The sequence below is a fragment of the Haladaptatus sp. SPP-AMP-3 genome (genome assembly GCF_049568665.1).
In the GTDB taxonomy this organism is placed as follows: domain Archaea; phylum Halobacteriota; class Halobacteria; order Halobacteriales; family Haladaptataceae; genus Haladaptatus; species Haladaptatus paucihalophilus.
In genome coordinates, this window is sequence record NZ_CP145897.1 from 1,330,129 (window position 1) to 1,350,171 (window position 20,043).

At 63.5% G+C, this 20,043-nt stretch carries 22 protein-coding genes; 12 read left to right on the forward strand and 10 right to left on the reverse strand.

Annotated features, from left to right (window positions below):
- Positions 1–7: 7 nt before the first annotated feature.
- Positions 8–82: a hypothetical protein gene (locus tag V5735_RS07585; RefSeq protein WP_423746007.1), complete on the forward strand. Its 75-nt coding sequence runs from the start codon at positions 8–10 to the stop codon at positions 80–82.
- 4 nt (positions 83–86) lie between these two features.
- On the opposite strand, the gene V5735_RS07590 is transcribed toward V5735_RS07585, so the two are convergent.
- Both V5735_RS07590 and V5735_RS07595 read right to left on the reverse strand, forming a co-directional pair.
- Positions 87–2,192 carry a hypothetical protein gene (locus V5735_RS07590; protein WP_423745804.1) on the reverse strand — a complete coding sequence of 702 codons (2,106 nt, stop codon included), beginning with the start codon at positions 2,190–2,192 and terminating at the stop codon, positions 87–89.
- A gap of 28 nt (positions 2,193–2,220) precedes the next feature.
- Positions 2,221–2,922, reverse strand: a complete 702-nt coding sequence (locus tag V5735_RS07595; RefSeq protein ID WP_423745805.1) for a DUF7504 family protein — start codon at positions 2,920–2,922, stop codon at positions 2,221–2,223.
- A 205-nt stretch (positions 2,923–3,127) separates the two neighbouring features.
- On the opposite strand from V5735_RS07595, the gene V5735_RS07600 reads away from it, so the two are divergent.
- Positions 3,128–3,718: a 50S ribosomal protein L15e gene (locus tag V5735_RS07600; protein WP_423745806.1), complete on the forward strand. Its 591-nt coding sequence runs from the start codon at positions 3,128–3,130 to the stop codon at positions 3,716–3,718.
- 46 nt (positions 3,719–3,764) lie between these two features.
- On the opposite strand, the gene V5735_RS07605 is transcribed toward V5735_RS07600, so the two are convergent.
- Complete coding sequence (locus tag V5735_RS07605) at positions 3,765–5,345, reverse strand: lamin tail domain-containing protein (RefSeq protein WP_423745807.1); 1,581 nt, start codon at positions 5,343–5,345, stop codon at positions 3,765–3,767.
- A gap of 187 nt (positions 5,346–5,532) precedes the next feature.
- Here V5735_RS07605 and V5735_RS07610 point away from each other — a divergent pair, with 187 nt between their 5' ends.
- Complete coding sequence (locus V5735_RS07610) at positions 5,533–6,177, forward strand: TMEM175 family protein (protein WP_423745808.1); 645 nt, start codon at positions 5,533–5,535, stop codon at positions 6,175–6,177.
- Between the two features lie 249 nt (positions 6,178–6,426).
- Here V5735_RS07610 and V5735_RS07615 read toward each other — a convergent pair whose 3' ends face one another.
- Positions 6,427–7,443 (reverse strand): NADP-dependent oxidoreductase, encoded by a 1,017-nt coding sequence (locus tag V5735_RS07615; protein ID WP_423745809.1) that lies wholly within the window; start codon positions 7,441–7,443, stop codon positions 6,427–6,429.
- Positions 7,444–7,501: 58 nt separating this feature from the next.
- Positions 7,502–8,317, reverse strand: a complete 816-nt coding sequence (locus V5735_RS07620; protein WP_423745810.1) for a CPBP family intramembrane glutamic endopeptidase — start codon at positions 8,315–8,317, stop codon at positions 7,502–7,504.
- Positions 8,318–8,409: 92 nt separating this feature from the next.
- Between V5735_RS07620 and ubaA the strand changes: the two genes are divergently transcribed.
- The 4 genes from ubaA to V5735_RS07640 all read left to right on the forward strand — a co-directional run bounded on the left by ubaA (position 8,410) and on the right by V5735_RS07640 (position 11,473).
- Positions 8,410–9,228 carry an SAMP-activating enzyme E1 gene (gene ubaA, locus V5735_RS07625; RefSeq protein WP_423745811.1) on the forward strand — a complete coding sequence of 273 codons (819 nt, stop codon included), beginning with the start codon at positions 8,410–8,412 and terminating at the stop codon, positions 9,226–9,228.
- Between the two features lie 184 nt (positions 9,229–9,412).
- Positions 9,413–9,982 carry a DoxX family protein gene (locus V5735_RS07630; RefSeq protein ID WP_423745812.1) on the forward strand — a complete coding sequence of 190 codons (570 nt, stop codon included), beginning with the start codon at positions 9,413–9,415 and terminating at the stop codon, positions 9,980–9,982.
- Positions 9,983–10,051: 69 nt separating this feature from the next.
- Positions 10,052–10,234, forward strand: a complete 183-nt coding sequence (locus V5735_RS07635; protein ID WP_423745813.1) for a hypothetical protein — start codon at positions 10,052–10,054, stop codon at positions 10,232–10,234.
- A 75-nt stretch (positions 10,235–10,309) separates the two neighbouring features.
- Positions 10,310–11,473, forward strand: a complete 1,164-nt coding sequence (locus V5735_RS07640) for a VIT1/CCC1 transporter family protein (RefSeq protein WP_423745814.1) — start codon at positions 10,310–10,312, stop codon at positions 11,471–11,473.
- Between the two features lie 24 nt (positions 11,474–11,497).
- Here V5735_RS07640 and V5735_RS07645 read toward each other — a convergent pair whose 3' ends face one another.
- The 3 genes from V5735_RS07645 to V5735_RS07655 are packed head-to-tail and all read right to left on the reverse strand — an operon-like array spanning position 11,498 to position 13,619.
- Complete coding sequence (locus V5735_RS07645) at positions 11,498–12,667, reverse strand: NAD(P)/FAD-dependent oxidoreductase (protein WP_423745815.1); 1,170 nt, start codon at positions 12,665–12,667, stop codon at positions 11,498–11,500.
- Between the two features lie 34 nt (positions 12,668–12,701).
- Positions 12,702–13,214 carry a winged helix-turn-helix transcriptional regulator gene (locus tag V5735_RS07650; RefSeq protein WP_423745816.1) on the reverse strand — a complete coding sequence of 171 codons (513 nt, stop codon included), beginning with the start codon at positions 13,212–13,214 and terminating at the stop codon, positions 12,702–12,704.
- A gap of 33 nt (positions 13,215–13,247) precedes the next feature.
- Complete coding sequence (locus V5735_RS07655) at positions 13,248–13,619, reverse strand: DUF7471 family protein (protein WP_423745817.1); 372 nt, start codon at positions 13,617–13,619, stop codon at positions 13,248–13,250.
- A 197-nt stretch (positions 13,620–13,816) separates the two neighbouring features.
- Between V5735_RS07655 and V5735_RS07660 the strand changes: the two genes are divergently transcribed.
- From V5735_RS07660 to V5735_RS07670, 3 genes are all read left to right on the forward strand, one after another.
- Positions 13,817–14,452: a DsbA family oxidoreductase gene (locus V5735_RS07660; protein ID WP_423745818.1), complete on the forward strand. Its 636-nt coding sequence runs from the start codon at positions 13,817–13,819 to the stop codon at positions 14,450–14,452.
- A gap of 62 nt (positions 14,453–14,514) precedes the next feature.
- A complete protein-coding gene (locus V5735_RS07665) occupies positions 14,515–15,240 on the forward strand; it encodes a ribonuclease H-like domain-containing protein (protein ID WP_423745819.1) in 726 nt (241 codons plus the stop codon).
- A gap of 269 nt (positions 15,241–15,509) precedes the next feature.
- The gene (locus V5735_RS07670; RefSeq protein WP_423745820.1) at positions 15,510–16,274 is read left to right on the forward strand and encodes an NAD-dependent epimerase/dehydratase family protein; all 765 of its coding nucleotides are present in this window, start codon (positions 15,510–15,512) and stop codon (positions 16,272–16,274) included.
- A 39-nt stretch (positions 16,275–16,313) separates the two neighbouring features.
- Here V5735_RS07670 and V5735_RS07675 read toward each other — a convergent pair whose 3' ends face one another.
- Both V5735_RS07675 and V5735_RS07680 read right to left on the reverse strand, forming a co-directional pair.
- Entirely contained in the window at positions 16,314–16,664 is a 351-nt protein-coding gene (locus tag V5735_RS07675; RefSeq protein ID WP_423745821.1) for a hypothetical protein, read from the reverse strand.
- Between the two features lie 85 nt (positions 16,665–16,749).
- A complete protein-coding gene (locus V5735_RS07680; protein ID WP_423745822.1) occupies positions 16,750–18,612 on the reverse strand; it encodes a glycoside hydrolase family 15 protein in 1,863 nt (620 codons plus the stop codon).
- Between the two features lie 114 nt (positions 18,613–18,726).
- On the opposite strand from V5735_RS07680, the gene V5735_RS07685 reads away from it, so the two are divergent.
- Positions 18,727–19,263, forward strand: a complete 537-nt coding sequence (locus V5735_RS07685) for a DUF6735 family protein (RefSeq protein WP_423745823.1) — start codon at positions 18,727–18,729, stop codon at positions 19,261–19,263.
- Between the two features lie 41 nt (positions 19,264–19,304).
- Complete coding sequence (nucS, locus tag V5735_RS07690; protein WP_423745824.1) at positions 19,305–20,039, forward strand: endonuclease NucS; 735 nt, start codon at positions 19,305–19,307, stop codon at positions 20,037–20,039.
- Positions 20,040–20,043 lie beyond the last annotated feature (4 nt).

Sequence of the window (20,043 nt, forward strand, 5' to 3'; positions counted from 1 at the left end):
TTTGTTCATGGCCAGTCTGTTGTTGATGCAGGCTGCGCCTGTGTTGGCAGGTCGTGGAGCAGAAGCAACAGCTGGGCCGTAGAATCCTATTTAAGAAAATCAATCGGGTTCCAATGGATTTGTCCATTGATAGTTGCTGGTTGTTGGTCTACCTCTAAAAATTCCTTAAGCTTTGCAGCGGACACATCTTCGAAAGATGAGTTACTGGAAACGATAGTTCTCGCCGTGCGGCCAAGGACGTTTACAGTATATGTTGATCCAATCTGACATCGAGGATCAATGAATGTGTCGAATTTAACGAGATATTGATTCTCTGCTCTAGCTGTAATCGATAGCCAACTTGGGATTCCACCACCAGACTGCACCAACGAGCGGCTCCCATTTCCAAGCGTGATATATCGATAACCGGAAACCGTTTCTTCACGAGCAATCGCTAACGCTGTTCGTAATGGAAAGCCACTGTTTAGTAGCGCTGCAAATGTTCGACCAACCCGTGTAGCGGTTTCATTGGCAACATCGTCAAGTGTCACGACGCCACCCATACTACCTCGCCCAATCAATGCCATCCCCTGCTCGTACGAAGAACAAGCGTTCAAAAAGAATGCCTTGATACCGACGTCATCGAGTGTCTGAGCGTCCAAACAACCATCGACACAGAGGAATCCATTTTCGTCTACGTGACCAACGTAGTGGAACAAATCGATGGGTGATTCAATTATCTCACGCAACTCGGCCACAGTTTGATTGTAGTCGATGGTGATGTCATAATCAACCAGTTCACGAAACCCGTACAGTTCATCCACGATTTCGTCGCTCATCTCCGCGTCGTTGCAGACGACGTGAATGCTGATTCCAGATTTGTTCGGCGCGGAGTAGTCGAACCGGCGTTTGAGAGTCTCAACCGTCAACTTGTTCGCACCCAACGGAAACCCATCCCCAATCCACGCGTGTTCGGTCGTTTCCACGGGGTCGGGTCGAACGATTTTCCCCGCGTCGGTTCGCTCGCTCGCACCCCGGAGGAGGTCCGCGCTTTCGAACTCCCGCTTTTCGTCCCGCGTGAAGCCAGTCCGATAGAAGTCGTCGAACATCTGTGGCTGTGAAATCGACTGCTTCGAGGAGCGGAGCGGTGCGGAGCGAATCTGGGAGAGGTCGTACGCGAGAAACGGCAACACCGCGGCGTGTTTTTCGAGCGGCGTCACGTCCGTCGTGAGCGTCCACGTCGGGACGTACTCCGAAATCGTCTCGAACGGAACCGAAAGGTACGTCTCCAACTGTTCGGGGAGCGAACTGTCGTACACTTCCGCGAAGTCCCAGTCGAGGCGCGGTTCCAGTTGGTTTCGTTCGTAGAGTTCGTCCTTGACGATTCCTTCCGTCCGAACCAGACAGTCGAGAAACGCGGTCTGGCGGAGGAGTCGATGCAGGGTCCCCTCGTAGGTGCCGTCGCTTTCGAGGGAGTACTCGAAGTCACCAGCGACCAGTTTGGGGACCCCGCTCGTCGGAACCACCTCCGCGCCGAGGTAGTAGGCCAACGACGCCGCCGGATAGACCTTCTCGTACAGCAGGGGCAGTTCGAGTCGGACGCCGGTGTCCGGCGGGTCGATGGACTCCGGAACGTGGAATTCGTCGCCCAGTTCCACGAGCGGCGGATGCCCCCGGAGCGTCGGATGCGCGCGGTCGGGAGTCGTCATCTTGAGCGCGGACCCGAACATCGAGAGCGCGCGCATCGTGTCCCGAACCGACCCTGAGACGGTGATGGTTCCTTCGGGAGATTCGTGATACGAACGCGCGCCGATTCGAACGGCCGTCGATACGTCGAACGAAAGCCGTATCTCCGTCTCCGACTTTCGAATCGTGACCGCGGACGAGAACGAGAGATAGATGACTATCGGCGTTCCGTTGAGTTGATAGTATTTCTCTCCCGGTTCGAGCGTCAGTTCGGTGTCACTGTTCGGCGTGAAATCCTGTAGAAACTCGCCATCGGCCGAGTATACGTAGATGCTCCCCAGTATCGGGAAGACGATTTCGTCCGTCTCGACGGTCACGGCCGAATCGACGGGATAGTAAAACGAATCGGCTGCTGCTGGCGTCGGTTCGACGGCGCTCGGGGTGTGCAACTCGAATCGCACCTTCTCGATGGGGTCCCGAATCCCGACGCCGGACCGTCCGTCCAGCGAATCGAACTGTGGTTCCACGATTTCGTGTGTTTCAGATTCCAGATACTTATAGGTCTACCCACGCGGTCGTCATATCGAGGGACGGGATGTGCCACCGGTGGTCGGGGCAGTCACCGTCCCGCTGCCGGAGTTCGATTCGGGCGTCGAACAGGGACGACAGTTCCGCAACCATGTCGGCGTCATCCGGTACTGGAAGATGGTAGTGGGCCATTCCGCGGACGCCCTTGGTGACCGCGCCGATGGAGCGCAGGAATCGCTTGAGTGCGAGCAGGTCGTGTTCGTCCACGAGGTAGTTCAGCGAATCGACACAGAGCCGAAGCTCGGCCGGGGCGACGCCCTCCGCGGCGTCGTCGTAGTAGCCGACGGCGGTCACTATCTCCTCGCGGAGTTCGTGGAGACCGTTGTGGCCGTCCAACGGCGGGAGGGTTTCGCTGACCCCCGCGGCGGCCTGTGGCATGGCGCGGCGACGGTTTCCGCGGTCGATGAGCCAGACGGAGGCATCGTCGTACGAAACGCCCGCCGGGAAATGCTCGTTCGCGGTGTTGATTCCCGCGTCCGTGAGCGCGAGGACGCGTTTTCGGTCGTGCATGTCATCTCCGAAGAGGGTGCGCGACGCGCGGTTCGTAACACGTTGTGACACTTCGCCGGTGACGAGGAGGTTACTTCCGTGCTGTCGGAGGCTTTCGAGGTGGTCCCGGAACACGTACACGTCCTCCTCGTCCCGGAATAACGGCCGACAGTCGTTCATCTTACGTTGTATTCCTCGTAATTTGATAAAACATCTCTGGTTGTGACGAGCGAAGACGAAGCTCTTAAACCCGCCAACCGGGAACGTTCGGTAACTCGCTGGGAAACGGGCACCAGTGGGCACCTGCAACTGCAGGACGGAATGTGGCGTGGTCGATTGTGAATCGATTCCACGCTGAACCACTCAACGCCCGTGGTGATAGACCATGGCAAAAAGTTTCTACTCCCACATTCGGGACGCATGGAAGGACCCGGACGACGGCAAACTCGCCGAACTCCAGTGGCAACGAAAGCAGGACTGGCGCAAACAGGGTGCCATCGAGCGAATCGACCACCCGACCCGCCTCGACCGCGCCCGCTCGCTCGGCTACAAGGCCAAGCAGGGCATCATCGTTGCGCGCGTGAGCGTCCGCAAAGGTGGCGCACGCAAACAGCGACACAAGGCCGGACGCCGTTCCAAGCGCCAGGGTGTCAACCGCCTCGGACGGCGCAAGAACATCCAGCGCATCGCGGAAGAGCGCGTCAGCAAGAAATACCCGAACCTTCGCGTCCTCAACTCCTACTGGGTCGGCGAGGACGGCAGCCAGAAGTGGCACGAAGTGATTCTGGTGGACCCCGAACATCCCGCCATCCAGAACGACTCGGACCTCAACTGGATTTGTGACGACTCGCACCGCGGCCGCGCACAACGTGGCCTCACCAGTGCGGGACAGCGAAACCGCGGTCTCCAGCAGCGCGGCAAGGGTACCGAACACACCCGCCCGAGCAACACCAGCGGCAAGGGCCGCGGCAAGTAACCCTTCGTCGATTTCGATTTTTTGCGCTCAACACCCTCGAGAGAGGTCAGTACGAGCGTTTCGTCACGAGGGCGTCCGTATCGTCGAAGACCGAAACGGTGTCTCCGTCGTCGTTCCAGACGCTCTGCGAGCGACCCCAGTTGAGGATGGCCTCGTCAGTTCCCGTCCCCGTTCGAAGCGTCACCGGTGTTCCGGGCGGGAGCGTGAACCCATCTGGAAATCGGTACTCGTGTTCGGCCTCGTCCGTTACCCGCCATCCGGTCAAATCGAGCGGCCGGTCGGTCGTGTTCTCCACGACGATGGACTCCGCCGTCGGCGAACCGGACCCGTCCTTCGGACGCGGGTGTACCTCGATAACCGAGAGCGGCGGTTCCGACGCGGAGTCCGGGGTGTGCGCGTCGAACAGGTCGAACGACGCGTTCAGTTCGGTCGTGGTTAGCAGGGACGGGTCGTCGGTCAGGTTGGCGGATTCGTCCGTCACTCGGTCGTCGTTCAACCGGAGGTCGGTCCCGAGTTCCGCGGCGAGCGCGTTCAGACGCGAGCGCGCCTCGTTTGGCATCTCCTCGTCGGAGTGGCCGACGAGAACGACCGCGCCGCCGGATTCCGCGAAGACTGCGACGGCTTCCCGCTCCGCCGCCGTGAACGGTTCGGCGGGCGGCGTCACGGTGAGCGCACGTCCGTTCAGCGCTCCGTCTGTCGCCAACTCGTTCACCTGTCGGAGTCGAAGGTCCTGCCCCTCCAGATATCGCCCATAGTAGGCGATGTCCTCGGCGGAGAGGGCGTACTCCGCGTCGAATTGCCCGTGTCCGCCGTCCATCAGAATTGCACCCGACCGCTCGGTGAGCGACGACACCACGTTGGAGAGGAACGGAAAGTTTCCGTATCGACTGGTGTCGACCGGGAAGCCCTCCGCTTGCTCGTACGTTTCGTCGACGAGCGGCCCGCCGACCATCGCGACGGACGCCGATTCGTCGACGGCGACCAACGGAATCCGTCCCTCGTAGGTGGTTCCGTTCCCCGAATGCTGCGTCGCGGTGTCGGCGGCGAAGACGGGAACCCTGTCGGACGCGACCGCTCCGCCGTCGGTTTCGATGCTCGCGGAGGTCGGGACGAAGAGTTTCTCCACGGGTCGGTCTCGAATCTCGGGAGCGGCGGCGACGTTGCTCTTCGTCCAGACGTGTCGGTGCTCCGTTCTGGCGGTCGCTTCCAGTTTCGAGTACTCGTCGTGGTGTGCGAACCCGGAGTCGTACACGCGGGCGAATCCTTCGGCGACGGCCTTTCGATTGTAGACCGTATCCCGTTCGCCGGTGTCGTCGGCGTCGTACCGAACGTATCGCAGGAGCCGACCGTAGCTCCCCCTGTCCGGTTCGTTTTCGTCGGTCAGGAGGTCGACGGTTTCCCCGGCGAGTTCGTCCTTTGCGAACCGACTCGCCGCTTCTCCCCACCGGCCGAGGTAGTTCAGTTCCTCGACCCCTTCCCACTCGGCGCGCCGCTCCGCATCGGCGTTGTCGGTCGTTTCCGGCGTGTCGATGCCGATGATCCGGACCGTTTCGGTGGTTCCGTCGTCGAACCGGACGTCTATCGTATCGCCATCGGTGACTTCGGTGACGGTGGCCGTCGTGGACATACGTTCCCTGATACGCACCGCAGGCGCATTATTCGTTCTTAGAATTTCTGATAAAATTCTACACCTCTAAGTGGAAATAAATGAGGCGGGGGGAGGAACCGAAAGGGTGGTCGATTCGAGGCGGAAAGACGCTCGTGCGCGATTCTCCGCGCAAATGCTATCAGACAGCGGGTAGTCAACGAGGTAAATGGGCGAACCGGAGGAGACGACGGAGCGAGCGACCCAAGAGCAGGCGGAGGGGATGGCTCGATTGGCGGGGTTCAGCGACGGCGTATTCGCCATCGCCATCACGTTGTTGATACTGAACATCGAAGTGCCCGAACCGACGGCTTCTGCGGCGGTCGCGGTCGCACAGGTGATACGCGAGTGGCCGGACGTGTTGAGCTACATCATCAGCTTTCTCGTCATCGGCAACTACTGGATCGTTCACCACAGCATCTTCGAGGACGTCGATAGCTACGACCGACGGTTCCTCTGGTTGAACGTCGTCTATCTCATGTTCATCGCGTTCATCCCCTTTTCCACCTCGTTGCTCGGCGACGTTCCGGGACGCTTTCCCGTCATCGTCTACGCCGGAACGCTCACGCTGACGAGCATCGTCCTCGCCGTTCTCTGGCGATACGCGTGGACGAGCGACCTGCTCGACGGCACGGTCGACGGCGAGAAGGTGCGCGACGTCACCGCCAGTATTCTCACGCCCGCCGTCGTCTTCGCCGGGTCGATTCTGGTGTCCTTCGTAAGCGCGCAACTGGCGATGTACTCGTGGGTGCTCCTCTTTTTCGCCGATTCCGCGCGGGAGCGGTTGCTCGGAGGAGAAACCGCCCGGGGGTGAAACGGCGAAATCTGCGGGTACGGAGGGAGCGAAGCCGGTTCGACCGATTGGAGAAACCACCCGAATGAATCGTATTTTGCGATATGAAATGGTTCGCGTCGCCGACGGACGCTGACCGTTCGGTCGGCGACGGTCGTCCGATAGCGAACCGTAAGACTTCGCGCTACGCTCACGGGTCGAGGCAGCGCGAGAGGAAAGTTGACATCCTCCCCGCGCTGAAGCGCGAGGATTCCCGACCGCGTTGGGATATTACTCTTCGGGTTCGCCGACCTTCACCAACTGCTTGCCGATGTTCTCGCCCTCGAACAGGCCGAGGAAGGCGTCGGGGGCGTTCTCCAGCCCCTCGGTGACGGTTTCGCGGTACTGAATTTTACCCTCGGATATCCACTGGCCGAGCTGTTTCGCGCCCTGCTCGAAGCGGGGCGCGAAGTCGCCGACGAGGAGGCCTTCGACCGTCGCGCGCGCCTCGATGAGTTTGCCGAGTTTGCGCGGTCCGGTGGGCATCGACTCGGCGTTGTAGAGCGCGATTTGACCGCACACGGCGACGCGTGCATCGACGTTGAGTTTCGAGAAGACCGCATCCGTGATTTCGCCGCCGACGTTGTCGAAGTAGCGGTCGACACCCTCGGGTGCGGCGTCGTCGAGCGCCGCGCCGTAGTCGTCCACGTCCTTGTAGTTGATTCCGACGTCGAAGCCGAGGTCGTCTTCGAGGAAGGAGACCTTCTCGTCGGACCCGGCGAAGCCGACGACTTTGGCACCCGTGAGTTTCGAAATCTGGCCGACGACGGAGCCGACGGCCCCCGCCGCACCGGTGACGACGACGGTATCACCAGCGCGCGGTTGGAGGACTTCGCGGGTGCCGAAGTAGCCGGTCAGTCCCGGCATTCCGAGGACGCCGAGCGAGGTTGAGATGGGTGCGAGGTCGGGGTTGACCTGCTGGAGTTCCGGGCCGAGGGCGGTAACGTAGTCGGCCCATTCGAGGTTGCCGGTCACGATGTCGCCAGCCTCGAAGCCAGCGCCGTTGGATTCGACGACTTCGCCGACGACCCCGCCTTGGAGCGGGTCGCCGACCTCCCACGGTTCGGCGTAGGACTCCCCGGCGTCCATTCGGCCGCGCATGTACGGGTCCACGGAAAGGTACAGCGTTCGGACGAGTGCCTCTCCCGGCCCCGGTTCCGGGACATCTTCTTCGACCAACTCGAAGGTGTCTCGGTCGGGCGTTCCGGTCGGGCGCTTCGACAACAGGAATTTTCGATTCGTCGCCATACTGAACAAATACTACGCACACGAATAAGGGGGCTGTGGCGGAAGCCGCCTTTGCCGCTTACAGGACGGTACCGAATGACACGAGGACGACCACGACGTGGAAGGTGACGTGACCGACCATCGCCGATTCGAGGCTCCCCCGCCAGTAGAGCCACCCCAAGCCGACGCCGACGAGTGCATTGAGAGAGACGGCAAGCGCGCCCAACGCGGGCGTGAACGACGGGGACGTTGAGAGCACGGGAAGGTGTCCGACCCCGAAGGCGAGCGCGGAGACGACGACGGCCGTCCACACGACGCCCGAGGACGGTCGGTCGCCACCGACGGGTTTCCAGACCAGCCACGCGACGAGCGTCATGAAGCCGTACCGTACGAGCAACTCCTCGGTGATTCCCCCGTAGAGGAGCCGGGTGGGGACGGTCGCGATGACGGAGAAGACGGTCGAGTGGACACCTCCTGCAACGCCGAGCGACGGGAGGTCGGGCGCGACCGCCGCGAGCGCACCGTCGAGGGCGAGCACGGTGACGGCGAGGGCGACGCCGACGCCGACCGCCGCGGGGAGTTCCTCGGCGAACAGGACCGGCGGCTGTGTCCGCCCGACGAGTCGGTAGAGGACGTGCGAATGCAGTTTCACGCGCGGCGCGAGTGCCGTCCCGACGAGACAGGCGAGCGCGAGCAGGACGAGGGGTTGTGCGATACCGACCAGAAAGAGGGAGGGGGTCGGCGTGTCGGTGAACTGCGGGACGGCCCGAAGTTCGTCTAACAACGACGCGCCGACCGCAACGACGCCGGGAAGCCCGAGGAGGAACGTCACGAGGGCCCCTTCGAGGAACGAACGCCGTCGCGTTCGCTCCGTCGTCGACCCGGGGGTGTGCATACGACTCGGCGCGTGCCCGAGGGCGAAAAAGGGTTCGAGTCGTCCGGCGGGTCGAACCACGGATTTATAGCTCGATGCGCCTACTGGAAACCATGAGCGGCCTTTCGCTCGACGCGACACAGCTCGACCGCTACTCCCGGCACATCATCATGGACGAGGTGGGGGCAGAGGGCCAACAGGCGCTGCTCGACGCCCGCGTTCTCGTCATCGGCGCTGGCGGTCTCGGCGCACCGGTCATCGAATACCTCGCGGCGGCGGGTGTCGGCACCATCGGCATCACGGACGACGATGCGGTCGAACGGAGCAACCTCCAGCGGCAGGTGATTCACGGCGACGACGACGTGGGGCGTCCGAAAGTCGAGAGCGCCGCCGACTTCGTTCGGGAGTTGAACCCCGACATCGACGTCGAAACGCACGCGGTCCGCGTCGAACCCGACAACGCGGCGTCGCTCGTCGCGGAGTACGATTTCGTCGTGGACGCGAGCGACAACTTCCGAACGCGATACCTCGTCAACGACGTGTGTACCCTCTCCGACACGCCGTTCTCCCACGGCGCGATTTACAAGTTCGAAGGACAGGTGACGACGTTCACGACCGACGGACCGTGCTATCGCTGTCTCTTCCCGGAAGCACCGCCGGAGGGAATGGTCGCCGACTGTGCGACGACCGGCGTGCTCGGCGTTCTCCCCGGAACCGTCGGCTGTATTCAGGCCACCGAGACGGTCAAATCCATCATCGGAGTCGGCGAGGTGCTGGAGGGCCGGATGCTGTTTTACGATGCGATGGACATGAGCTTCGAAGAGGTCGAGTATCGGCGCAATCCCGACTGCCCCGTCTGTGGCGAGGACCCCATCGACTCCATCGAGGACGTGGAGTACACCGAGTCGTCGTGTGCGGTACGGGCCGACTGACACCGGTTCTGATTTTCCGATTACGTTCCCAATCCGTTGCCCGGTTTTCCGCCCCCAAGTGTCACGTGACAACACTGGTTATTCATCCTAAAACAGAGATGTGAAAAAAGAGTTCTCAGGCCGTGGGAAATGGGAATCGGCTATATGCTCCCAGCGGTCGTCTCTTCATTTGTAGGTGAAGACAATGGCAACTAACGAAATCAACACCGGTGCAAACACGTTCGAAAGCAAAATCGGGGGACTGACCGTTCGCGGACAGGCACACAGCCTGAGCGCGTGGTTCGTATTGGCGCTCCGACTCATGATGGGCTACGCGTTCCTCCACGCCGGGTGGTCGAAAATCGTCGCGGCGGAACCGTTCGATGCGGCGGGATACCTCCTGCACGCGGTGCCGAAAACCAGCCCGATGCTCGGCGTGTTCCACTGGATGGGCACCACGCCGTGGTTCGTGGACTTCGTGAACGTGGCCGTCCCGTTCGGCGAGTTCTTCATCGGCCTCGCCCTCATCGTCGGCGCGTTCGTCCGCCTCGCGGCGTTCTTCGGCGCGTTCATGATGGCGATGTTCTACTTCGGCAACTGGACGGTCGAACACGGCATCATCAACGGCGACTTCGCGTACATGCTCGTCTTCCTCGCCGTCGCGGCGTTCGGGGCGGGCCACATCCTCGGATTGGACGCGCTCATCGAGCGGTACGAGGTCGGCGGCGAGGCGCTGGTCGAGAAGTACCCTGCCCTGCGATACATCCTCGGCTAAGCACGCTTTTTCTCGGACTCAGATTCCGTACACGGAATAAATACAACCTAGGCGACACAAGGGTGGCGTATGGAACACAGCATATCTCCGTACGAAGTGGTCCTCTTCGTGGGAATTCTCGCGGCAGTTGTCGTGAGCGGCAACCTCCTCCTCGGAATCGTAGCCGCCGTCTTGCTTCGTATTCTGAGCGTCCTGCTCGATATCCGAAACTCCCTTTCGACGCTCTCGGAACGGGAAGTCCTCGAAGGCTGATTTTCCGCACCTGTCGGTTCCCGCCTTCCCGATTCTCACGGCACTGTTTTCCCGAATGGCGATGATACAACAACTATGGAATCAGGGGACGAAGACTCGGACGACGCGGACCCGAGCAACGTGGACCCGGATGACGCGAAACGGTGGCGGGCCAACTGGCAGGACGAGGTGGACGGCGCGGCGCTCTATCGGGCGATGGCCGAATCGGAGTCGATTCCGGAGCTTGCCGAACTGTACGAGAACTTGGCGGCGACGGAAGCCGAACACGCGGATTTCTGGGCGGCGAAGTTGGACGACGCTGACGAACCGGTCGGCTTGCCGACGCCGAGCCGTCGCGCGCGAACCCTCGCGTGGCTGGCGCGGCGGTTCGGCGCGGCGTTCGTCCTCCCGGCGGTTCGGGGGAGCGAAATCGGCGGGAGCGCGGCCTACGCGGCACAAGCCGACGCGGGGACGACGCTCGCGGACGACGAGCGGTCGCACGCTCGACTCCTCTCCCAACTGGACACGCCGAGCGGCGTCGAAGGCGGGACGCTGGCGCGACTCGAAGGCAGGCATCGGGCGACCAGCGGAAACGCGCTTCGAGCCGCCGTCCTCGGCGCGAACGACGGACTCGTCTCGAACCTGAGTCTGGTGATGGGCGTCGCGGGGGCGGCGCTGTCCCCGAACTCGATACTCATCACCGGACTCGCGGGGTTGCTGGCGGGCGCGGGTTCGATGGCGATGGGCGAGTGGCTCTCCGTTCAGAGTTCGCGGGAGCTATTCCAGCGGCAGATCGCCGTCGAAGCCGACGAACTCGCGGAGGTGCCGGAGGAAGAGGAGACCGAACTCGCCCTCATCTATCGGGCGAAAGGGCTGTCGGAGGAGCAGGCCGACGAACTCGCCGCTCAAATCGTCTCGGACCGTGAGACGGCGCTCGACACGCTCGCGCGGGAGGAACTCGGCATCGATCCGGAAGGCCTCGGCGGGTCGGCGTGGGAGGCCGCGGGGTCGTCGTTCGTCCTGTTCGCGCTCGGCGCGGTCGTTCCGGTCGCGCCGTTCGCCGCCTTCGCCGGACTCACCGCGGTCGGCGTGAGCCTCCTCGCCAGCGCGGCCGCGCTGTTCGTCATCGGCGCGGGAATCACGCTTCTCACCGGACGAAGCGTCCTGTACTCCGGCGGACGGCAGGTCCTCATCGGACTCGCGGCGGCGGCCCTGACGTTCGGCGTGGGTCGGCTCATCGGCGTGACCATCGCCGGGTGACGGTGGGGAGCGAGCACTTCGGGGTCAGTTCGTCCGGTCGTACTCCCAGTCGTCGCGGAGCGCCCGCCACACCGACGTTCGGACGGCGGAAATCGACAGCAGACGGCCCGCAAGCGACGGGTGGGAGAGAAGACGAATCAGCGCCCGGTAGGGCTTCCTGTCGATAGCTTCGATGTCGATGCCGGAGGCGGCCGAGAGCAGGTCCGCCAACAGGTCGGTTCGGGCCTCGTCAAGAACGGTCGTTGCGAGCGACGAGAGGAGGTATTCGGCTCGCATACCTCGATGGAGGCGGTCGGGGTACTCGTCCAGTTCTCCCGCCGCGACGCACTCGGCGAGCAGGGACGCGGAGTGAATCGCCTGAGAGATGCCTTTTCCAGTGAAACGATTTGCGATTCCGGCGGCGTCGCCGACGCGAACGACGTTGTTCTCCGGGCGATAGATTCGCGCCGGGTCCAAACTCGGCCCGCGCGGGATGACGGCGACGTTCGTTCGGCTCCGGTCCGGTTTCGGCCAGTCGTTGCGCTCGCACGCGGCGCGGAACGCGGCGAAGTAGTCGTCGGGGACGTCGCCCTCGTGCCATCCGACGCCGACGTTGGCCCGCGTTTCGGTCTTCGGGAACAGCCACTCGTAGCCCAGATACCCCTCGAAAACGATGCGCGAGTGGGGGTAGAGCGCGGAAAAGTCGCCCGTCACGTCGGCGTTGAGCGCGACCATCCGACCGGCGTACTCGTCTGTTGCTCCGCGAACCTTGCTCGTGAGCGACGGCTGGCCCGTGGCGTCCACCAGCAGGTCGTACTCGCTCCCGAGACGGCGGAATTCCGCCTTTCTCACGCCGTGATTCGCCCGGATATCGACGCCCCGGTCGGCCAGCCACGCCGCCCACCGTCGCTCGACCAGATTTCGGTCGGTGATGTAGGCGTCCCGTGCGGGAAACGTGCCGCTGCCGATGACCGTCTCGTCTCCCCGAACCGCCACTCGAAACGACGGAACGGGATTCAGAAACCCGTTTTCGGCGGTCTTCTCGAGCGGGATCCCCGAGGCGGCCGTCATCGCCTCGCCGCAGTTGACCCGTTTTTCGTCGTACCGCTGGCGCTCGTAGAGGGTTACGTCGTCGCCGAGTCGCCGGAATTCGGTGGCGGCCGCGAGGCCGCCGACCGCACCGCCGACGACCGCGATTGATCTCCGACGTCGCATATCGTCTCCGATACGATTCGGCGTACGAAAAAAGCTACTCAGCCAGCAATCCGTCCACCAGCCGGGTGAAGCGGTCCACCATCCGCTCGGGGAACGACGGCGTGACGGCCGCCATCAGGTGGGCCGTCTCCTCGGGTCGCATCGGCGCGAGCGTCACCCGGTTTCGCACGTCGTGGCGTTTCTCCACGAGGTCCTGCTCTTCGAGGTGCGAGACGTGCCATTCGAGCGTGCTCCGGGCGATTCCGAGGTCGTCGGCTAGCGCTCCGGGGCGGGCGGTTCCGCGCTCCAAGAGCGTGACGAGCACGTCGCGGGCGGTTTCACGGCGGAGCAGGGCGAGCGCCGCCCGCTCCCACTCGTCGTACTCGGGGGTGTAGTAGTGGGTTTTGCCGTAGAGCTGTTCGCTCACGAGGCGACCCTCGGTCAGCAACGCTCGGATGTGATACTGTACCTGTCCGGGCGCGATTTCCGACTCCCGAACGAGGTCGTTGAAGTGGATTCCCGGACGGGAATCGACGCATTGGGCTATCCGTGTTCGTGTCTCGGTCATCGTTTTCAGTGGTTGTCGTTCCGTCGTCGTGGTTCAGTCGTCATCGTCTTCCGTCGGCACCGTTTCGTCGTCGTGGTTCAGTCGCCGCGTTTCGACGCTTCTGGCGTAGTACACCGCACCGATGAGGAGGGCGATGACGACGATGTCGAGCCCGTGTTCGTACAGGTGGTGGGCGTTCGCGGAGAGGTAGTTCGCCGCCGTCATCCCGCCGACGAGTTCGCGGCCCGCGAGCGCCGCGAACGCGAGCGCCACCAGCAGATACGGAAGCGTCCGCCGCTGTCGAAACGCCGCCAGCGCCAACAGGAAGACGGCCGCGGACCCGACCGCCGCCAGCGCCAACACGACGTGGAGTGCGAGTCCACCGGAGGAGGCGACGGCGTGGAGCGGGTACAGTGCGGGTGCCATCTGTCACGAATTTCGTGCTCGACGTACCTGAGGCGTTCGGTTCCGGGATGTGGTCGGGCGAGACGATTGAAGAAAGACGATGGCGGAACGGAGTCACGAGACGAAGTGCTCAAGGAGTTGACGGCGGGAATTTCGACGAAGGGGCAACCGCTTCCGAGGCCATCCGCTTTTTGCACTCCACAGCACAACGGCCATCCATGAGCCACCCCGAAGCTTCCGACCGACTCGTCGTGTACTCCGATTACGTCTGCCCGTTCTGTTATCTGGGACGGCAGTCGTTGGAGCGGTATCGGGAGACGCGCGAGGACCCGCTCGCGCTCGACTGGCACCCGTTCGACCTCCGGAGCGGGAAGCGCAACGCCGACGGCTCCATCGACCGGAGCGCCGACGACGGGAAGGGCGACGAGTACTACCGACGAGCGCGGGAGAACGTCCGGCGGCTACAGGAGAAGTACGGCGTCGAGATGGAACAGGAGATTGCGACCGACGTGGACTCGCTTCCCGCGCAAATCGCCTCCTACTACGTCAAATCCGAGCACCCCGACCGCTGGCTCGACTTCGACGAGGCGATTTTCGAGGCGCTGTGGCAGGATGGACGGGACATCGGAGACGCGGGCGTCCTCGCCGACCTCGCCGACGACGCGGGACTCGACCCCGAGGAGGTACGAAACGCAATCGCGGACGACGACCTCCACGAGGAGCTTAAAGACAGGTTCGCGGAGGCACGACAGCGCGGCGTGACGGGCGTCCCGACGTTCGCCTACGACGGCCACGCCGCGCGCGGTGCGGTTCCGCCGGAGCAACTCAAACGGCTCGTGGACGGCGGCCGGTAACGCGAGTCAGCCAATCCAATTACCACAGTTTTACTATCGCCGCCCGACGCCGTGAACGATAGATGGCAGGACGGTTCGCACTCGACATCGAAACGGTGAGTCCGACGCTCGACCACTACGAGACGCCGCCGGATTTCCGCGACCCGGCGTATTTCGAACTGCTCGCGGTCGCGCTCGGATACGAATCGCCGGACGGCGACAGGGAGACGGAGATGCTGTTCCGACGGGACGATACGCCCGCCGACGAACTCGATTTGGTCGAGCGAACGCTCTGTTGGCTCGCCGAGCGGGACGGGGACGAGTACATCACCTACGGCGGCGCGACGTTCGACGTGCCGCAACTCGTCGGCCGAGCGAGGGCGGCGGCCGATTCGACGCGGGAAGACCTCGCCGAACGGCTTCGGACCCGACTCGAGGCGGACCTCGCGCACGTCGATTTACGGCGTCCGGCGTGGGACGCGTTCGGCGACTACACGCGACTCGAAACCGCGTGCCGAGAGGTCGGAATCCGACCAGAGGACACCCGCTGGGACACGTACGACCACGGTATCGACCTCGACGCGCTCCGCCCCGAGAAGTTTCGGGGCTTCGGGAAGGTCATCAACAAGGACGTTCCCGTGTTCGGCGAGCGGTACATCGCGCTCGCGGCCGCCGGAGCGACCGAGACGCTGACGTTCCGGTCGTTGCACGAACTGCTCGACCACTACGGCCGGGAGGACGTCGTACACCTGTTCGACCTCGCCGACGCCCGCCCGTTCAGCGTCGCGGATACCGCGTCGCGGACGTGATTCGGAGACGGATGCAATCGGACGGCCCTGACGCCGAGCAGCACCGGGAATAGTATTTTTCGGTATGTTTTAGTACAATTCAGTATTATCCAGTATTTCACAGTATTTATTAGTTTTTTAGACATCGAATCAGTGTTCATCGATAGGATTCAGTAACGGAGACGACGGAGCGGAATCGTTCGACGCCTCGTCACCAAACTCTCGAAGCGATAGTTTCCGGACATCGTTCGACGGAGGATATAGGGTCGTCGGGGACGAATCACGCCGACATGACACGGATCGCAGTGACGGGGGCCGGGGGCAACGTCGGCCGCGAGTCTTTGACCGCGCTCGAAGACCACGACGTGACGCCGATTACGCACAGCGAGCACGACGACATCGACAGCGTGCGCTGTGACGTGACGGACTACGACGCGCTTTCCGACGCGCTGTCGGGACACGACGTGGTGGTACACCTCGCGGCGAACCCGTCGCCCGAGGCGGACTGGCGGAGCACCGTGGACGTGAACATCGAGGGAACGCGGAACGTCTTCGAGGCGGCGCGGGAGCACGGGATTCGGCGAGTCGTCTTCGCGTCCTCGAACCACGCCGTCGGGATGTACAACGCCGCAGATAGGACGAAGACGGAGACGATGACGACCGGGACGGCCGAACCGATCTCCCACGACGACCCGCCGCGACCGGACTCCTACTACGGCGTGAGCAAGGTGACCGGCGAGGCGTTGGGGACCTACTACGCCGACCGACACGATATCGAGGTCGTCAACCTCAGAATCGGGTGGCTCCTTCCCGAAGACGGCCTTCGGGACACGCAGGACGAACCGGAGGAACACGCCCGCTTCGCGCGCGCCATGTGGCTCAGCCCGCGGGACTGCCGCGACGTGATTCGCACCGCCGTGACGTCGGACCTGCCGGAACGGGCCGTCACCGCCCACGCCACGTCGCGCAACGACGACCGGTTCCTCTCCCTGCTCTGGGCGGAGCGTGCGCTCGGCTACCGGCCGCGCGACAACGCGACGGAAGTCCTCGACTGAGCGCGATTGGTTGGATCGATGTAACCGTCCACGAATCGGTCAGTTGGGTTTTCCGGTCGGTCGAACGCCCGCCAGCCGTCTCCCGAGCCACGTTACGACGACTGCGAACAGGTAGTACGTGACGAACGATCCGACCTCCCACGGTAGCTTTCCGCCACCCAAGACGCCGTCGATGGCGTAGACCACGTTTTCCAGACCCCACGGAGCGTCGTAGAAGAGGAGCGTCACCAGATACGACGGAATGAACAACACCCGCCAAAGGACGAAGCTGTATATGTCGAGGACGGCGGGGAGTTGCGACGTGACCGCGAGGAAGGTGAACACGATGAGCGTCGAACGGGCGAACCACACCGTTGGTGTCGGGGCGGTTGGTAACGGAGAATCCGTCATACCACTCCGTTCGCTTTCGAACGACTTTACGTCGCGTCCAGTCGCCCACGACGGGAGCTGTCGCGACCGTCAGGCCCGTTCGACCCTATTCCACCCGTGACAGGTCGTCGGACTGCTGTTCCCCGCCGATCGTTTCCGAGTACGGCACCTCCTCGCGCTCGGCCATGCCGAGATACAGCGCGGCGTTGACCAACCCGACGTGGCTGAACGCCTGCGGGTAATTCCCCAGCAGTTCCCCCGTCTCCGGGTCGATTTCCTCGGCGAACAGGCCGAGCGGACTCGCGTGGTCACAGACCGACTCGAACACGTCGCGTGCCTCCTCGACGCGACCGGAGAGCGCCAGCGCGGAGACGAGCCAGAACGAGCAGATGACGAAGGCCCCTTCCTCACCCGGTAGACCGTCCGTGCCGTCGTAGCGCCGGACGAGGCCGTCGTCGTCCGCTTCGAGTCGGTCGCGGACGGCGTCGATGGTGTTTTGCACCCGGTCGTCCTCGAACGGAAGGAAGCCGACGATGGGAATCAGCAACGCCGTCGCGTCGAGCGACTTCGAACCGTAGGACTGGACGAAACTCCCGACGTCATCGTCGTACCCCCGTTCGAGGATTTCGCCCCGGATCAGGTCGCGCGTCTGCTCCCACTTTTCAGTCGGGGCGTCGAACCCCCACTCGTCGGCGATTCGCAAGCCGCGGTCGAGCGCGACCCAACACATCACCTTCGAGTGGACGAAGTGGCGCGGGCCGCCGCGAACCTCCCAGATTCCCGCGTCGGGGTCGTCCCAGACGTCGCAGACGTGCTCGACGATACCGCGAATCGCGCCCCAGTCGTGGGGGTTGAACTCGTCTCCGTCGGTCGTTTCGAATATCGCCAAGAGGAGTTCGCCGAAGATGTCGAGTTGCTGTTGGTCCTTCGCCGCGTTGCCGACGCGAACCGGGGACGAATCGCGGTACCCCGAGAGGTGGTCGAGCGTTCGCTCCTGTAGGTCGGGGGCGCCGTGCAGACCGTAGAGCGGTTGCAGTTGCGTCGGGTGCTCGGCGTGGCTGAGGTTGAGGAACCAATCGAAGTACGATTCTGCTTCCGCGGTGTGGCCCAGGTTGGCGAGCGCCTGAATCGTGAACGCGGCGTCTCGAATCCAGTTGTAGCGATAATCCCAGTTTCGAACCCCGCCGACGTTCTCGGGGAGCGAGGTGGTCGGCGCGGCACAGATGGCTCCCGTTTCGCGGTGGGTGAGCAGTTTGAGGACCAATCCCGACCGGACGGCGAGGTCGTGGTGCACCCCGTCGAACGAGCACCCGTCCGGGCAGGAGTGCGCCCAGTCGCGCCAGAAATCCACCGTTCGGTCGAGGCGCTGGGAACAAACGTCGGGGTCCGCCTCACCCGTCTCCTCGTGCGACAGCACGAACCACGTCGATTCGTCCGCCGACAGCGACCACGTGGCGCGGACGGTTGCCCCGTCCACCTCGAATCCGACACCGCCCGCGAGAAAGACGAATTCCGCGTCGTCTGTTGGATACTCCCCGTCCGAGACACGAATCCCGCCGTCAGCGGATTCCACGACCGATTCCGCCCGTGCGTAATCGAATCGCGGGACGAACGTCAGTTCGAGTTCGACGCCCCCCTCGACGGCCGTCACCTCGCGGTAGACCGCACGCTCCATGCCGTCGTCGCGGACGGGCATGAAATCGGTAACCCGCACGCGCCCGGAATTCGTTTCGAACGTCGTCCGCAACACGTTCGTTCCGTCGAGATACGACTGTTCCGAGTCGAACGAGTCGGTCGGCTGAATCCGCCAGAATCCCCCGTTTTCGGCGTCCAAGACGCTCGTAAACACGCTCGGTGATTCGACGTGTGGCAGGGGAAGCCACTCGATTTCGCCCTCGTCGTTGACCAGCGCACAGGTCTCCAGATTACCGATGAGTCCGTACCGTTCGAGTGGAGAATACAGGGTCATCGTTTCGGAACCCCAGCAAACCGCGTCATATCGATAATTCGACCGAGCAACGAATTGAACCTTTGGGCGGTTCACCGTCCGCGTCGTCGGCGACGAGGCGGATGCTTTTATGTGATGACGGAAGCACTCCGGGCCACCGTGGGACACCGAGCACTCGTCATTTACGAGCGACCCGACGGCCGTTACGACCGTCACTACGCACACTGGGGCGCTGCGAACCTCGAACTCCGTCACGAAATCACGCCGGAAACACCGTTCGCTGGCAAGCGTGGAGCGCGAACCGAGAAGCGATGGACGCCCGCAATCGACCCGGCGCCCCGAGATACCGCGCTGTCGTTCGACGACGCCGTGACGTTCGACCATCGGGCGTTCGAGGCGTTCTACGTCGTCTCCCTGACGTGGCTCGTCGCAGCGTACCTCCCGCTGTGGTTCGGCGCGACCGTCGACGCCGACGTGCACGCTGGCGTGCTCGTCGCAGTCGAGTCGGAGCGCGACGCCGCCCGCGTCCGCCGCTGGTTTCGCGCGACGCGGACGGTGGTTCGGGACATGGTTCGCCGTGGCGTGTTCGATGTCGAGAACGCCCGGGACTACCTCGCATCTCGCGTCGCCGAGTGGGCGGGAAGTCGCCGGGAGGTGATTTCCGTGCGGTGATGGCAATCGGTTTTTATCCGACTACCATCTACCATCGGTCAGTGACGCAGACGAACGACAGGACGGACCCCGCCACGCTCCGGACGCCGACGCACGGCGAGGCGCTGGCACACGTCGAGACGGCCATCGAACGGGGGGACCTCGTGACCCTGTTCGGACGCTGTACCGTCGATTACGACGGCCGCGCGGAGAGCTATCTCGGACCCGGCGACCGACTCGTCGTGCTCAAACCCGACGGAACCACGCTCGTCCACACCGAGGAGGGACAGAAACCGGTGAACTGGCAACCGCCGGGGGGTACCCTCGACGCCGAACTCGTGAACGACCACCTCCGCGTCGGGAGTCAGCGGACGAGTCCGAGCGAATCGCTCGAAGTCGAGTTCGAACGCCTCACGCAGGTGTCCGCGTTCGACGTGACCGACGCCACGGAGTTATCGCTGGACGGGACGGAAGAGGACCTCCGGAAGCGGATTCTCGACGACCCGGACCTCGTGGAAGCGGGCTTCACGCCGCTCGCCACGGAGCGCCAGACGGCGGCGGGTGCCATCGACATCTACGGCACGGATGCGGACGGCACCACGATGGTGGTAGAACTCAAACGACGGCGCGTCGGCCCCGATGCGGTCGGCCAACTCCGGCGCTACGTGGACGCCCTCCGCCGCGACCTGCACGCCGAGGCCGAGATTCGCGGCGTCCTCGTCGCGCCGTCGGTGACGGAACGCGCCCGCAACATGCTCGCCGAAAGCGGGTTGGAGTTCGTCTCGTTGGAACCCTGAACGG

Bases quoted from the DNA above. Each gene is read 5' to 3' on its own strand.
- V5735_RS07605 (WP_423745807.1), bottom strand. From the start codon at position 5,345: ATGTCCACGACGGCCACCGTCACCGAAGTCACCGATGGCGATACGATA.
- V5735_RS07620 (WP_423745810.1), bottom strand. From the start codon at position 8,317: ATGCACACCCCCGGGTCGACGACGGAGCGAACGCGACGGCGTTCGTTC.
- V5735_RS07630 (WP_423745812.1), top strand. From the start codon at position 9,413: ATGGCAACTAACGAAATCAACACCGGTGCAAACACGTTCGAAAGCAAA.
- V5735_RS07595 (WP_423745805.1), bottom strand. From the start codon at position 2,922: ATGAACGACTGTCGGCCGTTATTCCGGGACGAGGAGGACGTGTACGTG.
- V5735_RS07670 (WP_423745820.1), top strand. From the start codon at position 15,510: ATGACACGGATCGCAGTGACGGGGGCCGGGGGCAACGTCGGCCGCGAG.
- V5735_RS07635 (WP_423745813.1), top strand. From the start codon at position 10,052: ATGGAACACAGCATATCTCCGTACGAAGTGGTCCTCTTCGTGGGAATT.
- V5735_RS07655 (WP_423745817.1), bottom strand. From the start codon at position 13,619: ATGGCACCCGCACTGTACCCGCTCCACGCCGTCGCCTCCTCCGGTGGA.
- V5735_RS07665 (WP_423745819.1), top strand. From the start codon at position 14,515: ATGGCAGGACGGTTCGCACTCGACATCGAAACGGTGAGTCCGACGCTC.
- V5735_RS07615 (WP_423745809.1), bottom strand. From the start codon at position 7,443: ATGGCGACGAATCGAAAATTCCTGTTGTCGAAGCGCCCGACCGGAACG.
- V5735_RS07675 (WP_423745821.1), bottom strand. From the start codon at position 16,664: ATGACGGATTCTCCGTTACCAACCGCCCCGACACCAACGGTGTGGTTC.
- V5735_RS07610 (WP_423745808.1), top strand. From the start codon at position 5,533: ATGGGCGAACCGGAGGAGACGACGGAGCGAGCGACCCAAGAGCAGGCG.
- V5735_RS07645 (WP_423745815.1), bottom strand. From the start codon at position 12,667: ATGCGACGTCGGAGATCAATCGCGGTCGTCGGCGGTGCGGTCGGCGGC.
- V5735_RS07660 (WP_423745818.1), top strand. From the start codon at position 13,817: ATGAGCCACCCCGAAGCTTCCGACCGACTCGTCGTGTACTCCGATTAC.
- V5735_RS07685 (WP_423745823.1), top strand. From the start codon at position 18,727: ATGACGGAAGCACTCCGGGCCACCGTGGGACACCGAGCACTCGTCATT.
- V5735_RS07650 (WP_423745816.1), bottom strand. From the start codon at position 13,214: ATGACCGAGACACGAACACGGATAGCCCAATGCGTCGATTCCCGTCCG.
- V5735_RS07600 (WP_423745806.1), top strand. From the start codon at position 3,128: ATGGCAAAAAGTTTCTACTCCCACATTCGGGACGCATGGAAGGACCCG.
- ubaA (WP_423745811.1), top strand. From the start codon at position 8,410: ATGAGCGGCCTTTCGCTCGACGCGACACAGCTCGACCGCTACTCCCGG.
- V5735_RS07680 (WP_423745822.1), bottom strand. From the start codon at position 18,612: ATGACCCTGTATTCTCCACTCGAACGGTACGGACTCATCGGTAATCTG.
- V5735_RS07640 (WP_423745814.1), top strand. From the start codon at position 10,310: ATGGAATCAGGGGACGAAGACTCGGACGACGCGGACCCGAGCAACGTG.